The sequence below is a fragment of the Microbacterium sp. MF43 genome (assembly GCF_012847295.1).
GTDB lineage: Bacteria > Actinomycetota > Actinomycetes > Actinomycetales > Microbacteriaceae > Microbacterium.
This window is the reverse complement of sequence record NZ_JABBDY010000001.1, coordinates 620,334-643,829: the sequence shown is the minus strand read 5'-3', so window position 1 is coordinate 643,829 and position 23,496 is coordinate 620,334. Positions and strand designations below refer to the sequence as shown.

22 protein-coding genes and 2 tRNA genes are annotated in these 23,496 nt (G+C 69.8%); 10 read left to right on the top strand and 14 right to left on the bottom strand.

The genetic code is table 11. The features are described from left to right. Window positions 1-53: 53 nt before the first annotated feature. From HF323_RS02860 to pstB, 6 genes are all read left to right on the top strand, one after another. Complete coding sequence (locus HF323_RS02860; RefSeq protein WP_169581033.1) at window positions 54-2,216, top strand: RNA degradosome polyphosphate kinase; 2,163 nt, start codon at window positions 54-56, stop codon at window positions 2,214-2,216. Continuing rightward, window positions 2,213-3,151 carry an NUDIX domain-containing protein gene (locus tag HF323_RS02855; protein WP_169581032.1) on the top strand — a complete coding sequence of 313 codons (939 nt, stop codon included), beginning with the start codon at window positions 2,213-2,215 and terminating at the stop codon, window positions 3,149-3,151. The genes HF323_RS02860 and HF323_RS02855 overlap by 4 nt, the downstream gene beginning before the upstream one ends. Before the next feature lie 194 nt (window positions 3,152-3,345). After that, window positions 3,346-4,464: a phosphate ABC transporter substrate-binding protein PstS gene (pstS, locus tag HF323_RS02850; protein ID WP_169581031.1), complete on the top strand. Its 1,119-nt coding sequence runs from the start codon at window positions 3,346-3,348 to the stop codon at window positions 4,462-4,464. A gap of 77 nt (window positions 4,465-4,541) precedes the next feature. Next, a complete protein-coding gene (gene pstC, locus HF323_RS02845) occupies window positions 4,542-5,486 on the top strand; it encodes a phosphate ABC transporter permease subunit PstC (RefSeq protein WP_169581030.1) in 945 nt (314 codons plus the stop codon). A 1-nt stretch (window position 5,487) separates the two neighbouring features. Beyond that, complete coding sequence (gene pstA / locus HF323_RS02840; RefSeq protein ID WP_169581029.1) at window positions 5,488-6,597, top strand: phosphate ABC transporter permease PstA; 1,110 nt, start codon at window positions 5,488-5,490, stop codon at window positions 6,595-6,597. Between the two features lie 37 nt (window positions 6,598-6,634). Next, complete coding sequence (gene pstB, locus HF323_RS02835) at window positions 6,635-7,414, top strand: phosphate ABC transporter ATP-binding protein PstB (RefSeq protein ID WP_169581028.1); 780 nt, start codon at window positions 6,635-6,637, stop codon at window positions 7,412-7,414. A gap of 305 nt (window positions 7,415-7,719) precedes the next feature. On the opposite strand, the gene HF323_RS02830 is transcribed toward pstB, so the two are convergent. The 6 genes from HF323_RS02830 to sigK all read right to left on the bottom strand — a co-directional run bounded on the left by HF323_RS02830 (window position 7,720) and on the right by sigK (window position 12,120). Next, a complete protein-coding gene (locus HF323_RS02830) occupies window positions 7,720-8,607 on the bottom strand; it encodes an aminodeoxychorismate lyase (protein WP_169581027.1) in 888 nt (295 codons plus the stop codon). 339 nt (window positions 8,608-8,946) lie between these two features. Further along, window positions 8,947-9,585: a DNA-directed RNA polymerase subunit beta gene (locus HF323_RS02825; RefSeq protein WP_169581026.1), complete on the bottom strand. Its 639-nt coding sequence runs from the start codon at window positions 9,583-9,585 to the stop codon at window positions 8,947-8,949. Window positions 9,586-9,753: 168 nt separating this feature from the next. After that, on the bottom strand, window positions 9,754-10,161 hold the full coding sequence (locus HF323_RS02820; RefSeq protein ID WP_169581025.1) for a VOC family protein: 408 nt from the start codon (window positions 10,159-10,161) through the stop codon (window positions 9,754-9,756). A 102-nt stretch (window positions 10,162-10,263) separates the two neighbouring features. After that, entirely contained in the window at window positions 10,264-10,605 is a 342-nt protein-coding gene (locus HF323_RS02815) for a helix-turn-helix transcriptional regulator (protein ID WP_169581350.1), read from the bottom strand. A 55-nt stretch (window positions 10,606-10,660) separates the two neighbouring features. Further along, the gene (locus tag HF323_RS02810) at window positions 10,661-11,518 is read right to left on the bottom strand and encodes an anti-sigma factor (RefSeq protein WP_169581349.1); all 858 of its coding nucleotides are present in this window, start codon (window positions 11,516-11,518) and stop codon (window positions 10,661-10,663) included. After that, window positions 11,518-12,120, bottom strand: coding sequence for an ECF RNA polymerase sigma factor SigK (gene sigK / locus HF323_RS02805; protein WP_188241630.1), 603 nt, complete (start codon window positions 12,118-12,120; stop codon window positions 11,518-11,520). The genes HF323_RS02810 and sigK overlap by 1 nt, the downstream gene beginning before the upstream one ends. A gap of 408 nt (window positions 12,121-12,528) precedes the next feature. On the opposite strand from sigK, the gene HF323_RS02800 reads away from it, so the two are divergent. The 3 genes from HF323_RS02800 (at window position 12,529) to HF323_RS02790 (ending at window position 14,901) form a co-directional block, all read left to right on the top strand. Continuing rightward, window positions 12,529-13,194 (top strand): fasciclin domain-containing protein, encoded by a 666-nt coding sequence (locus tag HF323_RS02800; RefSeq protein WP_223169125.1) that lies wholly within the window; start codon window positions 12,529-12,531, stop codon window positions 13,192-13,194. A 214-nt stretch (window positions 13,195-13,408) separates the two neighbouring features. Then, a complete protein-coding gene (locus tag HF323_RS02795) occupies window positions 13,409-14,779 on the top strand; it encodes a serine/threonine-protein kinase (protein WP_169581024.1) in 1,371 nt (456 codons plus the stop codon). A gap of 49 nt (window positions 14,780-14,828) precedes the next feature. Next, window positions 14,829-14,901, top strand: a tRNA-Lys gene (locus tag HF323_RS02790). Window positions 14,902-14,931: 30 nt separating this feature from the next. Here the strand turns inward: HF323_RS02790 and HF323_RS02785 are convergent. From HF323_RS02785 to HF323_RS02775, 3 genes are read right to left on the bottom strand one after another with little or no spacing between them, the layout of a single operon-like run. Next, entirely contained in the window at window positions 14,932-15,495 is a 564-nt protein-coding gene (locus tag HF323_RS02785) for a GNAT family N-acetyltransferase (protein WP_317450972.1), read from the bottom strand. Next, a complete protein-coding gene (locus HF323_RS02780; RefSeq protein ID WP_169581023.1) occupies window positions 15,488-16,066 on the bottom strand; it encodes an isochorismatase family protein in 579 nt (192 codons plus the stop codon). The genes HF323_RS02785 and HF323_RS02780 overlap by 8 nt, the downstream gene beginning before the upstream one ends. Then, window positions 16,063-18,384 carry an efflux RND transporter permease subunit gene (locus tag HF323_RS02775; protein ID WP_169581022.1) on the bottom strand — a complete coding sequence of 774 codons (2,322 nt, stop codon included), beginning with the start codon at window positions 18,382-18,384 and terminating at the stop codon, window positions 16,063-16,065. The genes HF323_RS02780 and HF323_RS02775 overlap by 4 nt, the downstream gene beginning before the upstream one ends. Window positions 18,385-18,439: 55 nt before the next feature. Here HF323_RS02775 and HF323_RS02770 point away from each other — a divergent pair, with 55 nt between their 5' ends. Beyond that, window positions 18,440-19,396 (top strand): EamA family transporter, encoded by a 957-nt coding sequence (locus HF323_RS02770; RefSeq protein WP_169581021.1) that lies wholly within the window; start codon window positions 18,440-18,442, stop codon window positions 19,394-19,396. Window positions 19,397-19,406: 10 nt separating this feature from the next. On the opposite strand, the gene HF323_RS02765 is transcribed toward HF323_RS02770, so the two are convergent. The 5 genes from HF323_RS02765 to tmk all read right to left on the bottom strand — a co-directional run bounded on the left by HF323_RS02765 (window position 19,407) and on the right by tmk (window position 23,448). Next, window positions 19,407-19,802 (bottom strand): hypothetical protein, encoded by a 396-nt coding sequence (locus HF323_RS02765; RefSeq protein WP_169581020.1) that lies wholly within the window; start codon window positions 19,800-19,802, stop codon window positions 19,407-19,409. A 61-nt stretch (window positions 19,803-19,863) separates the two neighbouring features. Then, window positions 19,864-19,936: transfer RNA gene (locus tag HF323_RS02760), tRNA-Thr, on the bottom strand. 139 nt (window positions 19,937-20,075) lie between these two features. Then, window positions 20,076-21,623, bottom strand: coding sequence for an alpha/beta hydrolase (locus tag HF323_RS02755; RefSeq protein WP_169581019.1), 1,548 nt, complete (start codon window positions 21,621-21,623; stop codon window positions 20,076-20,078). Further along, window positions 21,620-22,795, bottom strand: a complete 1,176-nt coding sequence (locus HF323_RS02750) for a DNA polymerase III subunit delta' (protein ID WP_169581018.1) — start codon at window positions 22,793-22,795, stop codon at window positions 21,620-21,622. The genes HF323_RS02755 and HF323_RS02750 overlap by 4 nt, the downstream gene beginning before the upstream one ends. Window positions 22,796-22,836: 41 nt before the next feature. Further along, on the bottom strand, window positions 22,837-23,448 hold the full coding sequence (tmk, locus tag HF323_RS02745) for a dTMP kinase (RefSeq protein ID WP_169581345.1): 612 nt from the start codon (window positions 23,446-23,448) through the stop codon (window positions 22,837-22,839). Between the last annotated feature and the right edge of the window lie 48 nt (window positions 23,449-23,496).

Below are 23,496 nucleotides of genomic sequence, written 5' to 3'. Positions count from 1 at the left end.
CAACCCCCTGACCCGTTCACACTCTCGTCACGTGCGCCTGCAATGATGAGGGGATGATCGAACACGAGGTGCTCGACGCAGGGCTCGGCGACGCGGACGACGACGACTTCGACCTGGATGAGGAGCTCGACGCCCAGCTGCCCGAGCACCGCTATCTCGACCGCGAGCTGAGCTGGCTGGCATTCAACCAGCGCGTGCTCGAGCTCGCCGAAGACCCGCACCTCCCGCTGCTCGAACGGGCGAACTTCCTCGCGATCTTCGCCAGCAACCTCGACGAGTTCTTCATGGTGCGCGTGGCCGGACTCAAGCGCCGCATCGTGACCGGCCTCGCGGTGCCGACGAACGTCGGCCGTGCGCCCGCCGACGTGCTCGCCGATATCTCCGGCGAGGCGCACCGCCTGCAGCTACGCCACGCCGACGCGTGGACGCACCTGGTCAAGCCCGCGCTCGCCGACGCCGGTGTGGACGTCGTCTCCTACGATGCGCTCGACGAAGACGACCGCTCGACCCTGTACGACTACTTCCAAGCGCAGGTCTTCCCTGTGCTCATGCCGCTCGCGGTCGACCCGGCGCACCCCTTCCCCTATATCTCGGGTCTCTCGCTCAACCTCGCCATCCGCATCCGCAACGCCCGAACAGGCCGGCAGGAGTTCGCGCGCCTCAAGGTGCCGCCGATGCTGCCCCGCTTCGTCGAGGTTCCGTCCCCCGACGGCGCCGCCCGGTACCTTCCGCTCGAGGACCTCATCTCCAATCACCTCGACGACCTCTTCCCCGGAATGGAGGTGCTCGACCACCACGCGTTCCGCCTCACCCGCAACGAAGACGTCGCGATCGAGGAGGACGAGTCCGAGAACCTCATCCAGGCGCTCGAGGCCGAGTTGCTTCGGCGCCGGTTCGGTCCGCCGATCCGCCTCGAGATCACCGACGACATGGACGAGGTGACGCTCGACCTGCTCATCCGCGAGCTCGACATCACCGAGCAGGAGGTCTACCGCCTGCCCGGGCCCCTCGACCTTCGTGGGCTGTTCGACCTGCGTATCGACCGCCCCGACCTCAAGTTCAAGCCGCACGTCCCGACGACCGCGATGGCCTTCCAGCCCGGCGACAACAACGAGCGGCCCGACATCTTCGCCTCGATCCGCAAGGGCGACGTGCTCGTGCACCACCCGTACGAATCGTTCGCGACGAGCGTGCAGGCCTTCCTCGAGCAGGCGGCGAAGGACCCGCACGTGCTCGCCATCAAGCAGACGCTGTACCGCACGTCGGGCGACAGCCCGATCGTCGAGGCGCTCATCGACGCGGCGGAGGCGGGGAAGCAGGTTCTCGCGCTCGTCGAGATCAAGGCGCGATTCGACGAGGCCAACAACATCCTGTGGGCCCGGAAGCTCGAGAAGGCGGGCGTTCACGTCGTCTATGGTCTGGTGGGGCTCAAGACGCACTGCAAGCTCGCCCTCGTCATCCGCGAGGAGGGCGGCGTGCTGCGCAGCTACAGTCACGTCGGCACCGGCAACTACAACCCCAAGACGAGCCGCATCTACGAGGACTTCGGCCTGTTCACCGTCGATGACCAGGTCGGCCGCGACCTCACCCGCCTGTTCAACGAGCTGAGCGGCTACGCGATCGAGAAGAAGTTCAAGCGGCTGCTCGTCGCGCCGCTCCACCTGCGCAAGGGCCTCCTGCGCCTCATCGACAAGGAGCGCCGCAACGCCCTCGCCGGACGCCCGGCGAGCGTGCGGATCAAGGTCAACTCGATGGTCGACGAGCAGATCATCGACGCCCTCTACCGTGCGAGCCAGGCCGGAGTGAGAGTCGACGTCTGGGTGCGCGGCATCTGCTCGCTCAAGCCGGGAGTGCCGGGCATGAGCGAGAACATCCGGGTACGCAGCATCCTGGGCCGCTACCTCGAGCACTCGCGCATCTTCACGTTCCACAACGACGGCGACCCGCAGATGTACATCGGCAGCGCCGACATGATGCACCGCAACCTCGACCGTCGCGTCGAGGCGCTCGTGCGCGTCACCGCGCCCGCTCACCTCAAGGAGCTCGGCGACTTCTTCGACCTCGCCATGAGCGACACCTCCAGCTCGTGGCATCTCGGCCCCGACGGTGAGTGGATCCGCCACAACGTGGGCCAGGACGGCCAGCTCCTCGTCGACATGCAGGACCGCACCATGGCCAACGTCCAGCGCCGCCGGCGGGCGCGGGCGGTGCGATGACCGAGACCGCCGTCTACGCCGCGGGCGGTGTCGTCTGGCGCGTCGTCGACGCGAAGCTGCGAGTGCTGCTCATCCATCGCACCCGCTACCGCGACGTGACGCTCCCCAAGGGAAAGGTCGACCCCGGCGAGATGCTCGCCGAGACGGCTGCGCGCGAGATCTTCGAAGAGACAGGCATCCGCGTCTCGCTCGGTGTTCCGGTGGGCGTCTCGCGCTACCGGCTGCCGAGCAAGCGCACCAAGATCGTGCACTACTGGGCCGCCGAGGCGACAGACGCGGCCATCCGCGCCTCCGCCTTCGTGCCGAACAAAGAGATCGCCGCCCTCGAGTGGGCGTCGCCGAAGAAGGCTCTCGCACGGCTGAGCTACCCCGTCGACGTCGAGATCCTCGAGAACTTCCTCCATCTGGTCGAGGAGGGCGTGCTGCGCACGTTCCCGATCATCGCGCTCCGGCATGCCAAGGCGCTCCCCCGCGAGGATTGGGAGGGGGAGGATGCCCGGCGCCCCCTCTCCTCACGAGGCAAGAAGCAGGCGCACTCCATCGTCGGCCCGCTGCTCGCGTTCGGCGCACGCAAGATCCTGTCGAGTCCGGCCACCCGGTGCGTGAAGACCGTGGCGCCGCTGGCGGCGGCGCTCGGGAAGAAGGTCGACAGAACCCCGCTCATCAGTCAGGACGCGTGGGAAGAGGGAACCTCCGACGCCCGCACGATCATCGGCCAGCGGGTGCGCGCCCGCAAGGCGGCTGTGCTGTGCAGCCACGGTCCGGTGCTTCCCGACATACTCAGCGAACTCGCCCTCGCGACCGGCACACTGCGCGGGTCGTACCTCGGCAGCGCTTCCGCGCTCGACTTCGCTGCCTTCTCGGTCGCGCACCTCTCGGTCGACAGCCCGGGGTCGGGGATCATCGCGATCGAGACGCATATCCCCAAGGTCTGACGCGGTCCGCGCCGCGCAGGTGAACGGACACGGTTCCCGGATGCCTCGTTGTCGGCATCCCGTTCACCTTCCGTTCACCCGCCGAGCGCAGTCTCTTAAGAGTCCGAGCCTACGTTTCAGTGCGAGCCCTGCACCGGGTTCGTTACCCGAAGCCCTCTTGGGCCTCATTCCCTGACACGTGAAGGATTCACACAGTGAAGATCTCCCGCATCGCCCAGGTGGGCGCTGTCGCCGCTGTCGCGGCCCTCGCCCTCGCCGGCTGCGCCGCCAACGAGCAGACCGCCCCCGGCGGAAACTCGACCGGCGAACCCACCGTCTCCGACCTCGAAGGCGCGATCGCCGGCGGCGGATCGTCGGCGCAGGAAGTCGCGGTCTCGGCATGGACCGCCGGGTTCCAGACCGCCAACCCCGGGGTCGACGTGACCTACGACCCCGCCGGCTCCGGCGCAGGGCGTGAGTCGTTCCAGGCCGGCGCCTTCCCCTTCGCGGGTTCCGACCGGGCCTTCAAGATCGAGGAGATCGAGGCGGGCCCGTTCGATGCCTGCGTCGACGGCTCGGGCATCATCGAACTGCCGACCTACATCTCGCCGATCGCCGTCATCTTCAACATCGAGGGCGTCGACTCCCTCAACCTCGACGCCGCGACCATCGCGGGCCTGTTCTCGGGTGACATCACCAACTGGAACGACCCCGCGATCGCCGCGCTCAACGAGGGCGTGGAGCTCCCCGACCTCGCGGTCACGCCGGTGCACCGCGCCGACGACTCGGGCACGACCGAGAACTTCACCGACTACCTCTACCAGGCCGCGCCCGACGTGTGGACCTCGGAGCCCGACGGCGTGTGGCCGCTCAACACCGGTGAGGCCGCCCAGGGCACCTCGGGCGTGGTGTCGGCCGTGGCAGGCGGAAACGGCACCGTCGGCTACGCCGACGCGTCGCGCGCCGCCGAGGAGGGTCTCTCCACCGCCGCCGTCCAGGTCGGCGACGAGTTCGTCGAGTACTCGCCGGAGGCCGCCGCCGCCATCGTCGACGCTTCCACGCTGGAGGAGGGCCGCGGTGAGGGTGACCTCGCGTTCGAGCTCGCCCGCACCTCCGACGAAGCCGGCGTCTACCCCATCGTGCTGGTGAGCTACATGATCGCGTGCCAGGAGTACGCCGACCCGGCGGTCGCGCCGCTCGTGAAGGCCTACCTTCAGTACGTCGCCAGCCCCGAGGGCCAGGACGCCGCTGCCGAGGCGGCGGGCAGCGCCCCCATCTCCGACTCGCTGCGCGAGCAGGTCAACGCCGCGATCGAGCTGATCGTCGTCGAGTAAGACACCGAGACCCGGTTCCGGCGCGCCCCGCGCCGGAAGCGGGTCTCACCCCGTACGACCCGAACCAGAAGGACACCATGACCACGACGACCGCCCCGGCCGCGGGCAAGGTCAAGCAGCGGCCGGGCGACCGCTGGTTCTCGGGCACGGCGCTCGCCGCGGGCTCGATGATCCTGGTGACGCTCGCCGCCGTCACGATCTTCCTGATCGTCCAGTCGATCCCCGGCCTCACCGCGACCAGCGAGACCGCATCGATCCTGTCGACGAACTTCTGGGCATATGTCTGGCCGCTGGCGTTCGGTACCGTGTGGGCTTCGTTCCTCGCCCTCGTGATGGCTGTGCCGCTTGCTGTCTCGGTCGCGCTGTTCATCTCGCACTACGCTCCGCGGCGTCTCGCACAGACCCTGGGCTACATCGTCGACCTGCTGGCCGCAGTTCCCTCCGTGGTCTTCGGCCTGTGGGGAATCATGGTGCTCGCGCCCGCCGTCCAGCCCGTCTACGTGTGGCTCAACACCAACATGGGCTGGTTCCCGCTGTTCGGCGGGACGGTCTCGGCCACGGGCAGGACCATCTTCACGGCCGCCATCGTGCTCGCCGTGATGATCGTGCCGATCATCACGGCGATCTGTCGTGAGATCTTCCTCCAGACGCCGGTCCTGCATGAGGAAGCGGCCCTCGCCTTGGGCGCGACGCGCTGGGAGATGATCAATATGGCTGTCTTCCCGTTCGGTCGCAGCGGCATCATCTCCGCATCCATGCTGGGCCTCGGGCGCGCGCTGGGCGAGACGATGGCGGTCGCCATGGTGCTCTCCGCCACCGGCGTCGTCACCTTCCAGCTCTTCACCGCCGAGAACCCCAGCACGATCCCCGCGAACATCGCGCTGACCTTCCCCGAGGCCTACGGGACGAACATCAACGTCCTGATCGCCACGGGCCTCATCCTCTTCATCGTCACCTTCGCCGTGAACGCGGTTGCACGCTGGATCGTCAGCCGGCGCAAGGAATTCTCGGGAGCCAACTGACATGACCATCACGACCGCTCCCGTCACCCAGGCACCCCCGCCCGCGCCCGTTCGCGAGCACCAGCGGCTGACCAGCGGACATCTCCCCGCGTGGGCGCCGTGGGGGCTGCTCGGTGCGAGCGCGGGCATCACCGCGCTCGTCTTCGGCGTCCTCTCGATGGCCAACGGGTCGGAGTTCAGCATCGCAGGCTGGGCTGTGGTCACGGCCCTGGTCTACCTGGCGCTCATCACGCTGATCTCATCGCTGGTCGAGGGTCGCCGAAAAGGAGTCGACCGGCTCGTGACCGGCGTCGTCACCGTGGCGTTCGCCATCGCGATGGTGCCGCTCGTGTCCGTCGCCTGGACGGTACTCGTCAACGGCGTCGCCGGACTCTCGGCCGAGTTCTTCAACAGCTCCATGCGCAACGTCGTCGGTGAGGGCGGCGGCGCGCTGCACGCCATCGTCGGCACGCTCCTCATCACACTCGCCGCCGCGATCATCTCGATCCCGATCGGCATCTTCACCGCGATCTACCTGGTCGAGTACGGCGCCGGGAAGCGTCTGGCGCAGGGCATCACCTTCCTCGTCGACGTCATGACCGGCATCCCGTCGATCGTCGCGGGCCTTTTCGCGTACGCCCTGTTCGCCCTGTTCCTCGGGCCGGGGATCCGCATGGGCATCATGGGCTCGATCGCCCTGTCGGTGCTGATGATCCCGGTCGTCGTGCGCTCGAGCGAGGAGATGCTGCGGCTCGTCCCGAACGAGCTGCGCGAGGCGGCGTACGCGCTCGGCGTGCCGAAGTGGCTCACGATCGCGAAGGTCGTGCTGCCCACGTCGATCGCGGGCATCACGACGGGTGTCATGCTGTCGATCTCGCGGGTCATCGGCGAGACGGCGCCGCTGCTGCTCACCGCCGGCGTCGCGACGTCCATGAACTACAACCTGTTCGAGGGACGAATGATGACGCTCCCGGTCTTCGCCTACACGCAGTACATGTACGCCGGCATTCCCGTGCAGGCCTACCACGACCGCGCCTGGGCCGCCGCGCTGGTGCTCATCGTCATCGTGATGGTGCTGAACCTGGTCGCGCGCCTGGTCGCGAAGATCTTCTCCCCCAAGCTGGGCCGCTGAGCCCCCGCATACCTCCCGAAGCGAAATCAGAGGAATCGTGTCCAAGAGCATCGAAGTCAACGATCTGAACGTCTACTACGGCGACTTCCTGGCCGTCGAGGGCGTGTCGCTCGACATCGAACCCCGCAGCGTCACCGCGTTCATCGGCCCGTCCGGCTGCGGCAAGTCGACGTTCCTGCGCACCCTCAACCGCATGCACGAAGTCATCCCCGGCGCGCGCGTCGAGGGCAAGGTGCTGCTCGACGGCGACGACCTGTACGGCCCCAACGTCGATCCCGTTCTCGTCCGCCGCCAGGTGGGCATGGTCTTCCAGCGGCCCAACCCGTTCCCGACGATGTCGATCCGCGAGAACGTGCTGGCCGGGGTGAAGCTGAACAACAAGCGCATGGCCAAGTCCGACTCCGACGCGCTCGTGGAGAAGTCGCTGCGGGGCGCCAACCTCTGGAACGAGGTCAAGGATCGCCTCGACAAGCCCGGCTCGGGGCTTTCGGGCGGGCAGCAGCAGCGTCTGTGCATCGCTCGTGCGATCGCCGTCTCCCCCGAGGTCATCCTCATGGACGAGCCGTGCTCGGCACTCGACCCGATCTCGACCTACGCGATCGAGGAGCTGATCGGCGAGCTGAAGAACGACTACACCGTCGTCATCGTGACCCACAACATGCAGCAGGCCTCGCGCGTGAGCGACAAGACGGCGTTCTTCAACATCGCCGGCACCGGCAAGCCGGGCAAGCTCATCGAGTACGACGACACGAGGTCGATCTTCACGACTCCGGCCGTGCAGGCGACCGAGGACTACGTCTCGGGCCGGTTCGGATAGGCCCAGACGCCGGGGTCCTCGCCCTCGGCGCCCATTCTCTCGACCCGCGCATCCCCTCGCTTCTTCGGGGTCTTCGGCGGATCCTCTGGTGCCGAGGTGTCGAGCAGTTCTTCGTCACCCTCGGGTCGGCTCGGCGACGAGGGGTGCTGACGCCGGGCGAGCTGGACGGGCTGCGCGTCCACACGAACGCCGCAGGGCGCGACTTGCGCCGCGTGGCGCGGGCGATCGCCGCGGGTGGGAAATCGGGCGGGTGGGAAATCGGGCGGGTGGGGAGTCGGGCGGGTGGGGAGTCGCACGGGTCGGGGTCAGTCGCGGGGGCTCAACAGGTAGTCGTTGAAGGATGCCGTCGACTCGCGGTCCACGGGCATCTCGGCGCCGTCGACCGCGGTGATCGGGGCGGCCAATCGCACGCTCGACAGCAGCCACGCGGCATCCGCCCCCGCCAGCGCCGACACGGGAACCGTTTCGTACGCCGTCTCGTGGCCGAGCTCCGTGAGGTGATCGAAGAGGCTGAGCTGGGTTGTGCCGTGCAGGATGCCGGCGTTCGGGGCGGGCGTGATGAAGCGGCCGTCCTTGCGGAGGACGAGCGACGCGGTCGGGGCCTCGAGCACGAAGCCGTCGGACGAGACGAAGATCGCATCGTCGGCGCCACGGCGCTTGGCTTCGCGGATCGCGGCCATGTTGACCGCGTACGACAGCGTCTTCGCCCCGAGGAGCAGCCACGGCGCGCGAGCGGGCGTGTCAAGTGAGTACCCGCGGTCGAGCGTGACGAGGCGCACGCCGCGCTCCCGCGCCGCCGTGTTGTCGGCGGCCTGCGCCGCCGTCACCCATGCCGTCGGGGCGGGGCCGTGCTCCACCCCGCGGCTGAGGATGAGCTTGATCACGCCCTCGCCGTCCGACGGGCAGTGCGACGCCGCCACCTCGACGGCCTGCCGCCACTGCGCGAGATTCGGTGCCGGAAGGTCGCACAGTCCCGCCGAGTGCGCCAGTCGCTCGAGGTGGGCACCGACCTCCTGCGCGTGCCCGTTCACGACGCCGATCGACTCGAAGATGCCGTCGCCGCGCTGCGTACTCAGCTCGCCGACGCTGAGAGCGGGCGCCGACGGGTCGATCTCGCGGAACCCGTCGGCGAAGTCGGTGCGGGAGTCGTCGGATGCCGCGGGCTCGAGCACGAGAGCGAAACGCCAAGTCATGTCAAGAGCCTACGCGCGGGAATGCCGCGGGCCCCGCCTCGGTTACACTGGATCGGCCGGGCCGCAGTAACCCCGGGCTCCATCTTCTGCCGCTGCGAGCGGCCTTGCGCCGAGAGGCGTTCTGCGGCCCGGCACCATCGTGTCGGGCACCAGAACGACTCTCCCGCGAAGCGGCCACCCGCACCGGGCGTTCTGCGGCCCGGCACCATCGTGTCGGGCACCAGAACGACTCTCCCGCGAAGCGGCCACCCGCACCGGGCGTTCTGCGGCCCGGCACCATCGTGTCGGGCACGCGCTGCGTCGGATCGTTTCTCCCCCGCCCGTGCGAGGGGCGCAGCTTCAGCTCAGCGCGTCTCGCCGCCAGAGCGCGGCGCACGCGGCGAGGTCGGCGGCGTAGTCGCTCAGCCGCAGGGCGCGCGTCGTGAACGTCGACGCACGCTGCGGCTCGGTGGCCTCGTAGTCGTCGGCGAGGTGCGTGGCGCCCGATGCCTGGACGCGGCAGAACGCGGCGGCGCGGTCGAGCGCGACGGCGAAGTCGCCCTCGAAGAGCCCGCGCAGGATCTGATCGACGAGCGCCACGAGCTCGTCGGGTCCGGCGGGGGTCGGAGCTCCCGCGATGACCTCGTCCGCCGATGCGAGCTCGGCCCGGCCACGTTCGTAGAGCAGCGCCGCCGTGCGCGGATCGTCGTGGATCATCAGCTGGAGCAGGTACAGCCGCCACAGCGCGCCGGGGAGGGACTTCGCCGGCGCGCGCGACCACAGCTCGGCGATGTCGTCGATGCCGTGCTGGTCGGTGAACGCCACGAGGCGATCCACCACCTGACCGTCGGGGTCTGCTCGTACGCGTGCGAGCAGGGCGTGCGCGGTCGAATGGGCGACGCGAGAGACCTCCGCCGGGTCGTCGGCGGCGAACAGGCGGTCGAACAGCTCGGCCGGCCGGCGCACGGGCTTGTGGAATCCTCTGGACTCGTCGCTCACCCGTGCAAGGCTACCGGCGTCTCGCGCTCCCGCGGCTGGACGATTGGGTCGCCGCAGCGACGGGAGGAGACGTGACGAGCGGGCGACGGGCGCGAGGCATCCGCTCCCCCCGTCGTCGCGTCTCCTGCGCTCGTCGCACGCAGCGGCGCCTCCCAGGGCAGGCACATGTCACACCTGGTTGATGCGGATGTGGTTGCCCGACGGGTCGCGGAACGCGCAGTCGCGCGGACCCCACGCCTGCTCGATGGGCTCCTGCAGCACCTCGGCACCGAACGCGCGGAGCTTCTCGAACGTCGCGTCGATGTCGGTGGTGGAGAAGACGTAAGGCCCGGGACCGGACCCCTTCACGACGAGACGCTGGAGTGCGTCGCCGTCCTCCGGCGAACGGCCGGCAGTGGGGTCGGACAGGACGAGGGCCAGCCCGTCCTGCCCGGGGAAGCCGAAGCTCACCCAGCGGTGTCCGTCGTAGGCGACGTCGTTGACGACCTCGAGACCCAGGCCGTCACGGTAGAACGGGATCGCCGCCTCCACGTCGTCGACGGTGACGGGGCAGTACGAGAGAGAGATGGTGGTCATGAGAGCCACGGTAGAGAAGGCATCCGTGGCCGCGCTTCTCCGATCCTGCTCACTCGCAGCGGGGCCGCGGGAGTTCCCGCGCGGCGCTCGCACGGCGCACGATCAGCGACGCGGACGGGTCAGGATCTTCGCCACGCACAGCGGCATCGCTTCGGCCGCGTCGTGCGGACGAGCCCGGTACGCGCTCGGGGTCTCGCCGACGATCTCGGTGAACGTCGAACTGAACGACCCCAGCGACGTCGCGCCGACGGCGGTGCAGGCATCCGTCACCGACACCCCGTTGCGAAGCAGCGCCATCGCGCGCTCGATGCGACGCGTCATGAGGTAGGCGTACGGCGTCTCACCGTAAGCGGCCTTGAACTCGCGCGAGAAGTGGGCGGGCGACATGAGGGCCTGGGCGGCCATCGTGGGCACATCGAGCGGTTCGGCGTAGTCCCGGTCCATCAGATCTCGAGCGCGCCGGAGATGGACGAGCGTCTGTGTCGTCTGCACGCGTGCCTCACGCGGTCGGGATCGCGATGATGGGATCCGACGACGGCTGGCCATCGGGCGATCCGCCCTGCGGCTCGATCGTGACGGCGATCGTGTCGCCCGGCTGAAGCTCCCCATCGAGGATCGCGGTCGACGTGCCACCGCTCGCCTCGAAGACGCCGGCGGACACCGGCTCGCCGCCCTCGCGCACGAACCACAGCTCGAAGCTCTCGTCGTCGGCGATCTCGGGCAGCCCGTCCGACACGAGGACGGCCTTGCCGATGGACGCCGACCAGTGGGCTGTCGCCGTTCCGCCCTCCTCGAGGTCGAACGTCGCCGACTCCGCGTCGGGGGCGGACTCGATCTCGTCCAGCGCGACCACTTCGGGCGGCCGGTTGACGTACTCGTTGAGCGTGACCGCTCCGAAACCCAGCGTCACGAGCACGACGAGCGAGGCCGCCAGCGTGAGCAGGCCGCGTGTCCAGTTGCGGCGCGAGACCGCCTGGATCGTCGTCGTGGTCGGCGCGGGGTCGGTCGCCGGCGGAGCGGGAGGGAGAACGGATGCCTCCTCCGCGGTGAGCTCGGGCAGCGGCGGCACCTCGACCGGCCCGGCGAGCGGGTCTGCGGCTGCGGGGTCCTCGATCTCGAGCGCCGGCACCTGCGGCATCGTGCCGATGCGCGCCAGCAGGGTCGAACGTGCCGTCAGCGGAGGCGCCGCGTCGGGCACGGCCTCGGCGAGCGCGGCGGCGATCGCCGCGTCCTCGACGATCCAGTGCTCCCACTCGGGATGCGTCGCGCGGGCTTCGTCGAAGACGAGGCGGTCCTCGGGCGACAGCGAGCCGAGGACATAGCCAGCCGCCAGCTCAGCGAACTCCTGTTCGTCCATCACGCCGTCACCCCCATCTCTGCTCTCAGTCGGGACAGGCCGTCCCGCATCCTCGTCTTGATCGTCCCCAGCGGCGCTCCCACCAGGGCCGCGATCTCGCTCTGACTGTAACCGCCGTAATAGGCCAACGTGAGGGCCTCTCGCTGCGCCTCGGGCAAGGCTGTCAGCGCGGCCGCCACCTTCTGTCCCTCGATGCGCAACTCGGCCTGCTCGGACACACCGTCATGTGCGACATCGAGATCCCGGAAGCCCGCACGCACGTCCCGATCCGTGCTCGCCTGCGACGACCTGACCCGGTCGACGGCTCGGCGATGCGCGATCGTCAGCACCCACGATCTTCCCTGTCCCCTGTTCGGAGTGAAGCGCGAAGCGGATTGCCACACTTCGAGGAAGACCTCCTGGAGGACTTCCTCGCTCTGCGCCCGGTCGACGAGGACGCGGAGGATGAGCCCGAACACGCGCGGCGACAGCAGGTCGTACACGCGCGCGAACGCCCCCTGATCGCCGCGGGCGACGCGCTGCAGGAGTTCGCCGACATGGTCGACGGTCGGGGCGCCGTCCTCCGGCACGTCGATCCCGTCGATCACCATGTCCACCAGCATGCCCTAAACCTCTTCCCCAGTTCGCGATCCCTCGCCACGCGCCGCCGTGTGGTAGGCGATGCACGAGGGTTGTTCGCCGCCGTCCCGCGGATCGGATTGGCCCCGGCCTCCGCTCCCTCCCCATCCCCGTCGCGCGCGCTCGCGCGGTCGAATCCTGCGCGCGCGGTCGCATCCTGCTCGCGCGGCGGATTCCTGCTCGCGCGGCGGATTCCTGCTCGCGCGGCGGATTCCTGCTCGCGCGGTCGAAGGAATCGGGCGCGTGAGCAGGAAAGGGCAGCACGATTCGGACGAATTCCAATCCGTTTGCATGGACCCTCCGAACAGCCCGTACAGCCGCTCCTGCGGCACCACCCCGCATGCAGGGGCCTGCAGATCACGGTCCGAACGGACCTCACAGAGGAGGAAGTCATGTCACGCATCACCAGGAAGCGGATGTCGGCTGGACTCGCACTCGCGGTCGCCGCCACATTCGCCCTCTCGGCCTGTTCGATGAGCGGCTCGACCGCCGAGCCGTCCGACGAGCCGTCGACCCCCGCCGTCGAGGAGTCGGAGGAGCCCATGGAGGAGATGGACCCGGCCGCCAACCTCGTCGGTCCCGGCTGCGCCGACTACGCCGAAGCGGTGCCGGACGGCGCCGGCTCGGTTGAAGGCATGTCTCAGGACCCTGTGGCCACCGCCGCGTCGAACAACCCGCTCCTGACCACGCTCGTCGCGGCCGTCAGCGGACAGCTCAACCCCGACGTGAACCTCGTCGACACGCTCAACGGCGACGAGTTCACGGTGTTCGCACCGGTGGATGAGGCCTTCGCCGCCATCGACCCGGCGACGATCGAGTCGCTCAAGACCGACACCGAGACTCTGACGTCGATCCTGACCTACCACGTCGTGCCCGGCCAGGTGGCGCCGGACGCCATCGGCGGCACGCACACCACGGTCCAGGGTGCCGACGTCGAGGTGACCGGCGAGGGCGACGCGCTCATGGTGAACGACGCCAACGTCATCTGCGGCGGCGTCCAGACCGCCAACGCGACGGTCTACCTCATCGACGCGGTCCTGATGCCTCCGGCTCAGTGACCCGCCGCCGGGTTCAACCCGGCTCCCGAGGGGGGCGGCGAGCCGCCGGTGCCTTGCGAGGTGGCACCGGCGGCTTCGTCGCGCCCGCCGATGCATGATCGGACCTGGTCCGTCAAGGGCGTCGTGCGGGGATATCCCGCGGAGTAACGTCGTGATTCGTTCGGGCCCGACCGGTCGATTCCTCCCGTCGACGCCGAGCCCGGCGGGGAGGACCATGGCGGATCTGCGCGAAGCCGGTGAACTGTCCACCGGCGAGATACTGGGTAATCGCTACATCCTTCGCGAGCGCATCGGCGAAGGCGGAATGGCGCGCGTCTACCGGGCAGACGACGAGGCGCTGGGCCGGACCGTCGCAGTCAAGGTGCTGCGCGGCGTCGACCCCACGGAGGTGGAGCGAGCGCGATCCGAGACGACGCTGCTCGCCGCGCTGAACCACCACGGGCTCGTGACGTTGTTCGACGCGCACATCGTCGAGGACGACACCAGCTACCTGGTGATGGAGTACGTCGACGGGATCACACTGCGCGAGCGCATCGCCGAGGGACCGCTGCCCCCCGATCAAGCGGCGTCGATCGCCGTCGACCTCGCCGAAGCCCTGTACGTCGCGCATTCGTCGGGAATCGTGCACCGCGACATCAAGCCGTCCAACGTCCTCCTGTGGAAGTCGCCTCTTCCCGGCCGCGAATGGCGCGCGAAGCTCGCGGACTTCGGCATCGCTCACCTCCTCGACTCGGCGCGCGTCACGACGCCCGGAATGATCATCGGCACCGCCGCCTACGTCGCCCCCGAGCAGGCGCGCGGTGAAGCACCCGCTCCGCCGGCCGACATCTATGCCCTGGGACTCCTGCTGATGGAGGCGCTCACGGGTGAGCGCCCGTTCCCGGATGCCGAGGGCATCGGCACCGTCATCGCCCGGCTCTCCTCTCCGCCCGAGGTTCCCGGATCGCTCGAGCCGGAGTGGCGCGGACTCCTGCGCGGCATGACGGCGATGCGCCCGGACGACCGCCCCACCGCACTCGAGGTCGCCATCACGGCCGAGCGACTCGCCCTGGGCGGTCCGCCCCTGCCCCCCGCGCTGGCCGACGAAGCGACGCAGGAGACCCCCACCCTCCTCACCGGGCCGACGCGCGCCCTCGCGCCGGCGGCGCCGGTGACAGGCCCCACGACGGACAAGACGATGGTGCTGCCGGGCCCGCCGCCTCCCCTGCCCCCTTCGGCCGCCACCCCGCCGGTCGCTGCTGCGGCGGCCGCTGCGGACTCCCGCCGACGGCGGATCGTCGTCGGCGTCATCGTCGGCGTGCTCCTGCTCCTGGCCGCTGTGACGACAGCAGTCTGGCTCTCTGACCAGGCCGCCGTCATTCCCGAACCGCAGCCGTCCCAGACCGTGGTCGACGAGCCCACCCCCCAGCCGAGCCCATCGCAGACGGAGCCCGCGGAGACGGAGAACACCGGCGGAGACACCGGCGGCGCCGACACCGGGAGCGGCAACGGCGGCGGCAACGACAACAGCGGCCCCGGCAACAACAACGGCAACGGCGGCGGGAACGGAAACGGCGGCGGCAACGGGAACGGAAACGGTCCCTGACGGGCTGCGGGCGAGCGGATGTCTCTCACTGGGTAGGCTTGGAGGCTGCGGGCCTCTAGCTCAGTCGGTAGAGCATCGGACTTTTAATCCGCGGGTCGTGGGTTCGAGCCCCACGGGGCCCACGCGAGAAGGCGTCCCCTCGGGGGCGCCTTTCAGCGTCTGTCGCTGCTCGGGCGTTGAGGGAGATCCTTCGACATCTCGACCTCGCGGCCGTTCTGCCCCACGATCGCACCGCCCGTGAGCGCGAATCCGAGCCGCGTGTAGGCCGCCCGGGCGCGCGCGTTGTCTTCGTGCACGTCGAGGAGCAGCCGGGTGCAGCCCTGAGATCGAGCCCACTGCGCGCCTGCGTCGATCAGGCGGTCCAGGATGCCTCTGCCGCGGTGCCCCTGCGAGATGAACACGGCCACCGCCAGCGCGGTCCCGGGTTCGCGAAGCCGCCCGAAGTAGTCCGGCTGACCGGGCTCGGGGATGAGCACGGTGACGGTGCCGACCCACGATTGTCCCTGCTCGGCGACGAATTGAGCCGCTGACGCGGAGAGGGCCGCGCCGACGGCCCGATCGTCCCAGAACTCCCGGGGCCGTTCCACCGCCGTCTCATACGACTCGAGGAACGCGATGCCCGCTGCGGGATCCTGCAGCGCCTCCAGCCTGAGCTGACGCAGCCGGTCGCCGTCGGTCGCGAGCACGCGACGGACGGGCACAGCCGAGTCAGACACCGGATTCGGCGAGCTCCGCGCCGGCGTGGGCGAGTTCGGCGAGGGCCGCGTCGCTCGACTCGGCGGCGACGCCGGCGACCAGATCCGTCAGGACCCGCACGTGACGTCCGTGCTCGATCGCGTCCAGTGCGGAGGCACGCACGCAGTAGTCCGTCGCGATCCCGGTCACGTCGACGTCGACGACGCCGTGCTCCTCCAACAGGTGCGAGACCGTCACGCCGTCGTCGGTGGTTCCCTCGAACAGGGAGTACGCGGGACGCCCCTGCCCCTTCTTCACATGGTGCGTCACCGGGGTGGTGTCGAGCCCGGCATCGTATTCGGCTCCCTCGGTGCCACTGACGCAGTGCGCGGGCCAGGTGTCGACGTAGTCCGGCTGATCGTGGAAATGTCCGCCGTTGTCGTTGTCGCCGTCATGCCAGTCGCGAGAGGCCACGATCACGGCATAGTCGCCGGCATGCGCCTCGAGGTAGCGGGTGATGCGCTGGGCGACGGCGTCACCGCCGTCCACCCCCAGCGCCCCGCCCTCGGTGAAGTCGTTCTGGACGTCGACGATGAACAGCGCCTTGCTCATGAGTCGAGGGTACGCCTGTACTCCTCCCGGGTGAGCGGGTGGCCGTCATCCGTCACCAGCTCGTCCGCCGGCGCGGACGCCGCGGTGGATTCGATTCGCCCGGGCTCGGCGGACGAGGCATCCGCTCCCCCGTCCACACCCTGGCGCCACAGCTTCGACGGCCACCAGATCGCCTTGCCGATGTCGTACGACAGTGCCGGGACGAGCAGCGAGCGCACCACGAAGGTGTCGAGGAGAACGCCGAACGCGACGATGAAGGCGATCTGCGCGAGGAACAGGATCGGGATGACGCCGAGCGCGGCGAACGTCGCCGCGAGCACCAGACCCGCCGAGGTGATCACGCCGCCGGTCGCGACGAGCCCGCGCAGGATGCCGGGTCTCGTCCCGTGTACGAGCGACTCCTCGCGCACGCGCGACATCAGGAAGATGTTGTAGTCCACGCCGAGGGCCACGAGGAACACGAACCCGTAGAGCGGGACGGCCGGATCGCCGCCGGGGAAGGCGAAGACCCCGTTGAAGACGAGGGCGCTCACGCCGAGTGCCGTCGCGAACGACAGGATGACCGTCGCGATCAACAGCACGGGGGCGAGGATCGACCGCAGCAGCAGCATCAGGATGATCAGGATCACGGCCAGGATGACGGGGATGATCACGGTCCGGTCGCGGATCGACGTGTCGTTCGAATCGATGTCGGTCGCGGTCTCGCCGCCGACGATCGCGACACCGTCACCGAGTTCCTCGTCGAGGTCGGCCCGGAGCTCCCGCACCGTATCCTCGGCCGCGAGCGAGTCGGCGGCCTCCGTGAGGGTGCCGATGACGAGCACATCGCCGTCGGACACGGTGGGCTCGGGTGCCGGGGTTCCCGGCGGACCCACCGCCGTGAAGACGGGCTCGCCACCCTCGACCGCGACGCTCGCCTGGCCGGTGGGCGAATCCTCGGATGCCACGGCGACCGATTCGATGCCGTCGGCGGCATCCAGCACCTCGACGGCACCGGCGAGCTCGTCCTCGGGGACGACGACATAGACGGGACTTCCGGATCCGGCGGGGAAGTGCTCTGCCAGGACCACCTGTCCATCGCGCGCCTCCGACTCGCCGAGCACCAGCTCGCTCGACGGGACGCCGTCTGCCTTGAGCTGGGTGATGCCCACGGCGCCCACGAGCAGGACGATCGTGCACACGACCCACACGGCGCGCGCGTGACGCGCGACGAACCGGGCCTGACGCGGCCAGAGACCCTTCACCGGCTGCGTGAGGTCGTCGGGGATCATCGCCAGCGGCTGCCTGGGAATGAAGGGCCAGAAGGCCGAGCGCCCGAACAGCGCCAGGAGAGCGGGAAGGAACGTCAGAGCCGAGAGCACGGAGAAGACGATGCCGATCGACGCGATGGGCCCCAGTGCGCGGTTCGTCGCGAGGTCGGAGAGCAGCAGGCAGAGGAGTCCCGCGATGACCGTTCCGCCGGAGGCGATGATCGGTTCGAACGACCCTCGCCAGGCGCGGGTCGTCGCCTCCCACCGGGCCGCGCCGTCGGCGATCGCCTCACGGAAGCGCGCGGTGTAGAGCAGCGCGTAATCGGTCGCGGCGCCGATCACGAGGATGAACAGGATGCCTTGCACCTGGCCGTTCAGCACCACGATGCCGGCCTTGGCGAGCCACCAGACCGTGAGCAGCGCGACGCACAGCGCGAAGACCGAGGTGAGGAGCACGAGCACCGGAAGAAGCGGCGACCGGTACACGATCACCAGGATGATGAAGACCGCGATGAGGGCGACCGCGAGCAGCAGTCCGTCGATCCCGAGGAAGCCTTCGACGAGATCGGCGGTGAACCCCGCCGGTCCGGTCACCCAGCCCTCGAGCGGTGAGGCGAGATCCTCCTCGACCAGCGCCCGGATCTCGCCGACCACCTCCCCGACCTCGCCCGAGGCGTCGACGGGCACGAACACCTGCGCCGCTTCGCCGTCTTCGGACACGATGGGCGGAGAGGTGCCTTCGAGCACCCCTTCGAGGCCCGCGATGTCGTCGGCGAGGGTCTGCACATCGGCGAGCTGCTCCTCGGTGAGGTCGCCGTCTCCCGTGACGACGACGACGGCCGGGATGCTGTCGTCGCCGAGGAAGTCGGGGAGACGCTCGTTCACCTGCGTCGCGTCGGCGCTTTCCGGCAGGAACGACGAACGATCGTTGGTCGACACTTCGTCGACCTTGCCGAAGTAGGGGCCGCCGACGGAGCCGCCGACGAGCCAGATGAGGACGAGGAGGACCGGGATGCCGATCCGAAGCCATCGGCTCGGTCGTGCGGTCGCGTGGTGAGGGGTGCCCATATCGCTAGTTTATCTAGCGAAATTGTCCCAGCGCGACATCCTTATGCTGAGAACGATGTTCGCCGCCGTGCTCGCCCTCTCCGGAGCGCTCGTCTACGGGGCCGCAGACTTCTTCGGGGGTCTCGCCGCGAAGCGACTGCGCTCGCTCGTCGTCACCGCAGTGGCGGCCGCCTCCGGCCTGATCGCGCTGCTGCTGGCACACCCGCTCGTCGGCGGCACGTGCCACCCGGCCGACCTGGCGTGGGGCGTCCTCGCCGGATGCTTCGGCATGATCGCCCTCCTGCTGCTGTACGCGTGCCTCGCCATCGGGCCGATGAGCATCCTCTCCCCGCTGACCGCGGTGGTATCGGCGATCGCGCCCATGCTGTGGGGACTCGCCGTCGACGGCGAGGTCCTCTCCCCGGTGGCGTACGCCGGACTGGGCGTCGCTCTCGTAGCCGTCGTCCTGGTGGGATTCATCCCCGGCGAGAAGGTCGTCAGGCCCAGCGCACGCGGACTGCTCATGGCGATCGGTTCGGGCCTCGCGATCGGCGGGTTCCTGATCGTCATCGATCAGACGTCGAGCGACAGCGGCCTCGTCCCCCTCGTCATGAGCCGCTCCACCACGACGCTCATCACCGGGCTCGGCGTCGGGGCGCTGGTGTTCACCGCCGTCCGGGCCGGGCGAGCCGCGGCATCCGCCCTCGCCCCCGCCTCACCCGCCCTCGGGGTGACCCCCACCGGACACGCCGACCTCGAGCACGCCACCGCCACCCACCCGACACCCACACCCTCGCTCGCGGGGGCGTGGTGGCTGGCGGTCGCGTGCGGAGTGGTGGATGCCGCGGCGAACGCGCTGGCGCTCATCGCCTTGCGCAGCGGAGAGCTGTCGATCGTCTCCGCCCTCACCGCCCTCTACCCCGCCGGCACGATTCTGCTCGCCGCGATCATCCTGCGTGAACGGGTCGCTCCCGTGCAGTGGGTGGGCCTGGCCCTCGCGGTGGTGGCGGGGGGCGTGCTCGCTCTGGCGTGAGCGAGCGCGCTCAACCGCGCGAGAAGAGGAGGACCCACGAGGCGATGAGTGCGAGCACGCCGACGCCGACGAGGCCGAGCGAGAGGTAGGCCACCGCGCGGACCGCCGGCGAGCCCTGGGTCAGTCTCATGCGCGCCCGACCGCCGCGGCGGTAGAAGATGTCGGCCATGTCCTTGCCGGCCAGCTGGCGCTCCTGCTCGTGGGTGAGATGCGCCTCGTTCACGCCGCCGTCCTCGTCGAACCAGCGCACGACGCGCCCGTGGTCGGAGTCGTCGAGCACGCCCCGCGTGGGCAGCCACGTGCCGTCGAAGAGGTACATGATCAGCGCGATGCCGGCCACGAGAGCCCCCAGGCCGAATCCGACCCACGAGAAGATCTCGACCAGCGCGTCGATCGTGGAATCCATCGGGCCTCTTCTGTCGTGCAGGTACGAAGAAGGCCCGCCAGAAGCGGGCCTCTCCGGTCTGAGCCACCTAAGGGAATCGAACCCTTGACCTATTCATTACGAGTGAATCGCTCTGCCGACTGAGCTAAGGTGGCGCGCTTCGCTTGCGCGATGCACGATCAACGATCTTACAGGGTCGCGGGAGTGCTCGCGAACGCGCACGGCTCGCCCTCGGGGTGCACCGTTCCTCGGCAGGCGCGGTGTTCCGCCGCGTGTTGCGCCGCTGACAGCGGCTCAGCCGCAGACCAGGCCATCCTCGGGGACGGTGCCATCCAGGAGATACCGCTCGACGGCCTCGTCGACGCAGTCGTTCCCCTTGTTGTACCCGGTGTGCCCCTCGCCCTCGCGGGTGACCAGAACGCCCGATGAAAGCTGCTCGGCGAGCGAGACCGACCACTCGTAGGGAGTGGCGGGATCGTTGGTCGTGCCGACGACGACGATCGGCGCTGCCCCCTCGGCGGCGAGGGGCACTCGTGCGCCCGTCGGCGGGTACGGCCATGCCTCGCACGCGTTCGGGCCGAGCCAGTATGGCGCCACCGTCGGAGCTCCCGCGGTCAGCTCGGCTTCGGCCGCCGCGAGCTCCTCTTCCGTCGCGTCCGCCGGGTAATCCATGCAGTTGTACGCGCGGAACGCTTCCGTCTGGTTGTTGAGGTACTCGCCGTTCTCGCGGTCGTAGTACACGTCCGCGAGGAACAGGGCGGTCTCGGGGTCACCCTGCAGCACGCCGTCGAGCGCCATCGACAGGTAGCCCCAGCTCTCCTGCGAGTACAGGGCGGCCACGATTCCGATCATGAGTGCGCTCGAACCGAGCTCCCGCCCGTCGGCGGCTGGCAACGGGTCGCGTTCGACGGACGCGAGCAGTGCACCGAGGTCTGCCATCGCGTCGTCGACCGACCCGCGGAACGGGCACTCGCTTCCTTCGAGGCAGTCCGCCATGAACGCGCGCAGTGCGGACTCGAACCCGAGCCCCTGCGTCACGTCGAGCTCGAGCATCGACACCGCGGGGTCCACCGCGCCGTCGAGGACCAGGCGGCCGACCCGATCGGGGAACAGCTCGGCGTAGGTCGCCCCCAGGAAGGTGCCGTACGAGTAGCCGAGGTAGTTGAGCTCGCTGTCGCCCAGGACCGCCCGGAGCAGATCCAGGTCGCGCGCGGCGTTCTCGGTGGTGATGAAGGGCAGGATGCCGTCGCTGTTGGCCTCGCAGGCCGCCGCGAAGTCGGCGTTGGCCTGCCGCATCTCCTCGGTCCAGGCATCCGTCCCCCGCGCACTCTCCGGAATGTCGAAGAGGTAGGCGTCCATGTCTGCGGCGTCGTAGCACGTGACGGCGGTGGAGTCCCCTACTCCGCGCGGATCGAACCCGATGACGTCGAACTGCTCACGCAGCGGCTCGCCGACCGCGAAGGTCAGGCTGTCGCGGATGAGCGAGACGCCGCTCGCGCCCGGCCCGCCGGGGTTGGTGAGCAGCGACCCCACCGGCTCGCCCGCGGTCGCCCGGCTGCGGATGACCGAGAGCTCGAGCTCACCGGCCGACGGGTCGGCCCAGTCGAGCGGCGCCGTGACGGTGGTGCAGTCGAAGCCGTCGCCGCAGCCCGACCAGTCGAGTTCCTGCCCGTAGTAGGGCAGCAGCTCCTCGGGCACACCCGCCGTATCGGGCGCAGGGCTCGCCGTGGAGACCGCGGCGTCTTCGGGGATCAGGGCGTAGAGGCATCCGCTCAAGGTGAGCGAGGCCGCGACCACGCCCGCGATGACGGCGGAGGCTCGGCGGAGAAGGCGGGAGTTCACGGGATCCTTCCGCTCGCGACGGTGACGAGCATGCTCTCGAGGGCGAGGGTGGGGGCGGCATTGAGTTCGAGGTTGCGCCGCGTCTCGCCGATGCGGTCGACGACGGTGAGGGTGCGCTCGGGCAGCCAGGCTTGGGCGAGCGCGCGGAGATCGGGCTCGAGTTCGAGGTTGATGAGGTCGGCGTCGCGGCCGAACTGCAGCATGAGGACGTCGCGGAACATCGACTCGAGGTCGGTCAGCACGCGATCGATGCCGTCGCGCAGGCTGCGCGTCGCGCGGCGCTTCTGGTCGTCTTCGAGCGCCGACAGCTGCGAGCGCACCGCGGGCGGCACCGCCGCACCCTCGGCGATTCCCAGGGTGCGAAGCAGCGTCGCACGCTCGGCCTCATCGCGTTCGGCGGTGAGCGCCTTGGCATCATCGGTGGCGGCCGCCACGATGCGTCCGGCCACCTCGACGGCGTCGTTGACCCCGCGCACGCGGAGCACCGCTCGCAGCGTGTCGTCGCGGCGGGTTCGTGCCGCGGTATCCGTGGCGAGACGCTGCGCCATGCCGATGTGACGCTGGGCGTGACGGGCGGACTGCTCGGCGATCGCGGAATCCACCCCGGTGCGCTCGACGATGAGGCGGGCCACATCGTCGACGTCGGGCTCGCGCAGGCGCAACGTGCGCACGCGCGAACGGATCGTGGGGAGCAGATCGGCGTCGCTCGGGGCGCACAGCACCCAGACCGTGCGCTCCGGTGGCTCTTCGAGCGCCTTGAGCAGCACGTTCGACGTGCGCTCGGCCATGCGGTCGGCGTCTTCCATCACGATCACGCGGTAGCGACCGAGCGACGGCGAGAAGTACGAGCGCTCGACGAGCGCACGGGCGTCCTTGATCGAGATGATGACGCCCTCGGTGCGCAGCGCCGTGAGGTCGGGGTGCGTTCCGGCGAGCACCTGGCGCATCGCCGCCTCGTCGCCCGGCTCGGCGATCAGCGCCGCCGCGAACGCGTACGCCAGCGTCGAGCGCCCCGACCCGGGAGGGCCGGTGATGAGCCACGCGTGGGTGAGTGCGGTGGGATCGGATGCCGCGGCCTGCAGCGCCGCGACGGCGTCGCGCTGCCCCCACACCGCGCCCCAGGGGACATCGGCGTGCACGGTGGGAGACCCCGCGCCCGCCGTCGATTCCATGCGTGTCAGCCTAGTCGCGGCCGGGGACGTGACCCTGGCGCTCAGCCGAGAAGTGCAGCCACGCGTGCGCGGACGGTCGCGGCGAGCTCGGCGGGCGGCCGAGCGGCGTCGAGCACGATGAAGCGGCCGGGCTCTGCGGACGCCAGCGCGAGGAACTCCTCGCGCACCCGCACGTGAAACGCCTCGCGTTCGGCCTCGAGCCGGTCGAACGGCTTGTCGTCGGCATCGAGGCGGCGGCGCGCCACCGACGGATCCAGGTCGAGCAGCACCGTGAGGTCGGGGAGAAGGCCTTCGGTCGCCCAGAGGGAGAGCGAGCGCACCTCGTCGCGGCCGAGCACACGACCCGCGCCCTGGTACGCGACCGAGGAGTCGAGATAGCGATCCTGGATCACCACGTCGCCCCTGGAGAGTGCAGGGCGCACTACGGTCTCGACGTGATGCGCACGGTCGGCCGCGTACAGCAGTGCCTCGGCGCGCGCCGAGACTTCTCCGCGATGGTGCAGCACGATGTCGCGGATGAGTGCGCCGACCTCGGTGCCGCCCGGCTCCCGCGTGCGCACGACGCTGCGGCCGGACGCCGTCAGCCACTCGTCGAGCAGTGCGGCCTGGGTGGTCTTTCCCGCCCCGTCGCCACCCTCGAACGTGATGAACAGCCCCTGCGGCGATCCCGCGCCGTGTTCGCGCGCGCCGTGCTCACGCGT

Bases quoted from the DNA above. Each gene is read 5' to 3' on its own strand.
- HF323_RS02860 (WP_169581033.1), top strand. From the start codon at position 54: ATGATCGAACACGAGGTGCTCGACGCAGGGCTCGGCGACGCGGACGAC.
- HF323_RS02855 (WP_169581032.1), top strand. From the start codon at position 2,213: ATGACCGAGACCGCCGTCTACGCCGCGGGCGGTGTCGTCTGGCGCGTC.
- pstC (WP_169581030.1), top strand. From the start codon at position 4,542: ATGACCACGACGACCGCCCCGGCCGCGGGCAAGGTCAAGCAGCGGCCG.
- pstA (WP_169581029.1), top strand. From the start codon at position 5,488: ATGACCATCACGACCGCTCCCGTCACCCAGGCACCCCCGCCCGCGCCC.
- HF323_RS02830 (WP_169581027.1), bottom strand. From the start codon at position 8,607: ATGACTTGGCGTTTCGCTCTCGTGCTCGAGCCCGCGGCATCCGACGAC.
- HF323_RS02820 (WP_169581025.1), bottom strand. From the start codon at position 10,161: ATGACCACCATCTCTCTCTCGTACTGCCCCGTCACCGTCGACGACGTG.
- HF323_RS02815 (WP_169581350.1), bottom strand. From the start codon at position 10,605: ATGGACCGGGACTACGCCGAACCGCTCGATGTGCCCACGATGGCCGCC.
- HF323_RS02810 (WP_169581349.1), bottom strand. From the start codon at position 11,518: ATGGACGAACAGGAGTTCGCTGAGCTGGCGGCTGGCTATGTCCTCGGC.
- sigK (WP_188241630.1), bottom strand. From the start codon at position 12,120: ATGCTGGTGGACATGGTGATCGACGGGATCGACGTGCCGGAGGACGGC.
- HF323_RS02800 (WP_223169125.1), top strand. From the start codon at position 12,529: ATGTCACGCATCACCAGGAAGCGGATGTCGGCTGGACTCGCACTCGCG.
- HF323_RS02795 (WP_169581024.1), top strand. From the start codon at position 13,409: ATGGCGGATCTGCGCGAAGCCGGTGAACTGTCCACCGGCGAGATACTG.
- HF323_RS02780 (WP_169581023.1), bottom strand. From the start codon at position 16,066: ATGAGCAAGGCGCTGTTCATCGTCGACGTCCAGAACGACTTCACCGAG.
- HF323_RS02775 (WP_169581022.1), bottom strand. From the start codon at position 18,384: ATGGGCACCCCTCACCACGCGACCGCACGACCGAGCCGATGGCTTCGG.
- HF323_RS02770 (WP_169581021.1), top strand. From the start codon at position 18,440: ATGTTCGCCGCCGTGCTCGCCCTCTCCGGAGCGCTCGTCTACGGGGCC.
- HF323_RS02765 (WP_169581020.1), bottom strand. From the start codon at position 19,802: ATGGATTCCACGATCGACGCGCTGGTCGAGATCTTCTCGTGGGTCGGA.
- HF323_RS02750 (WP_169581018.1), bottom strand. From the start codon at position 22,795: ATGGAATCGACGGCGGGCGCGGGGTCTCCCACCGTGCACGCCGATGTC.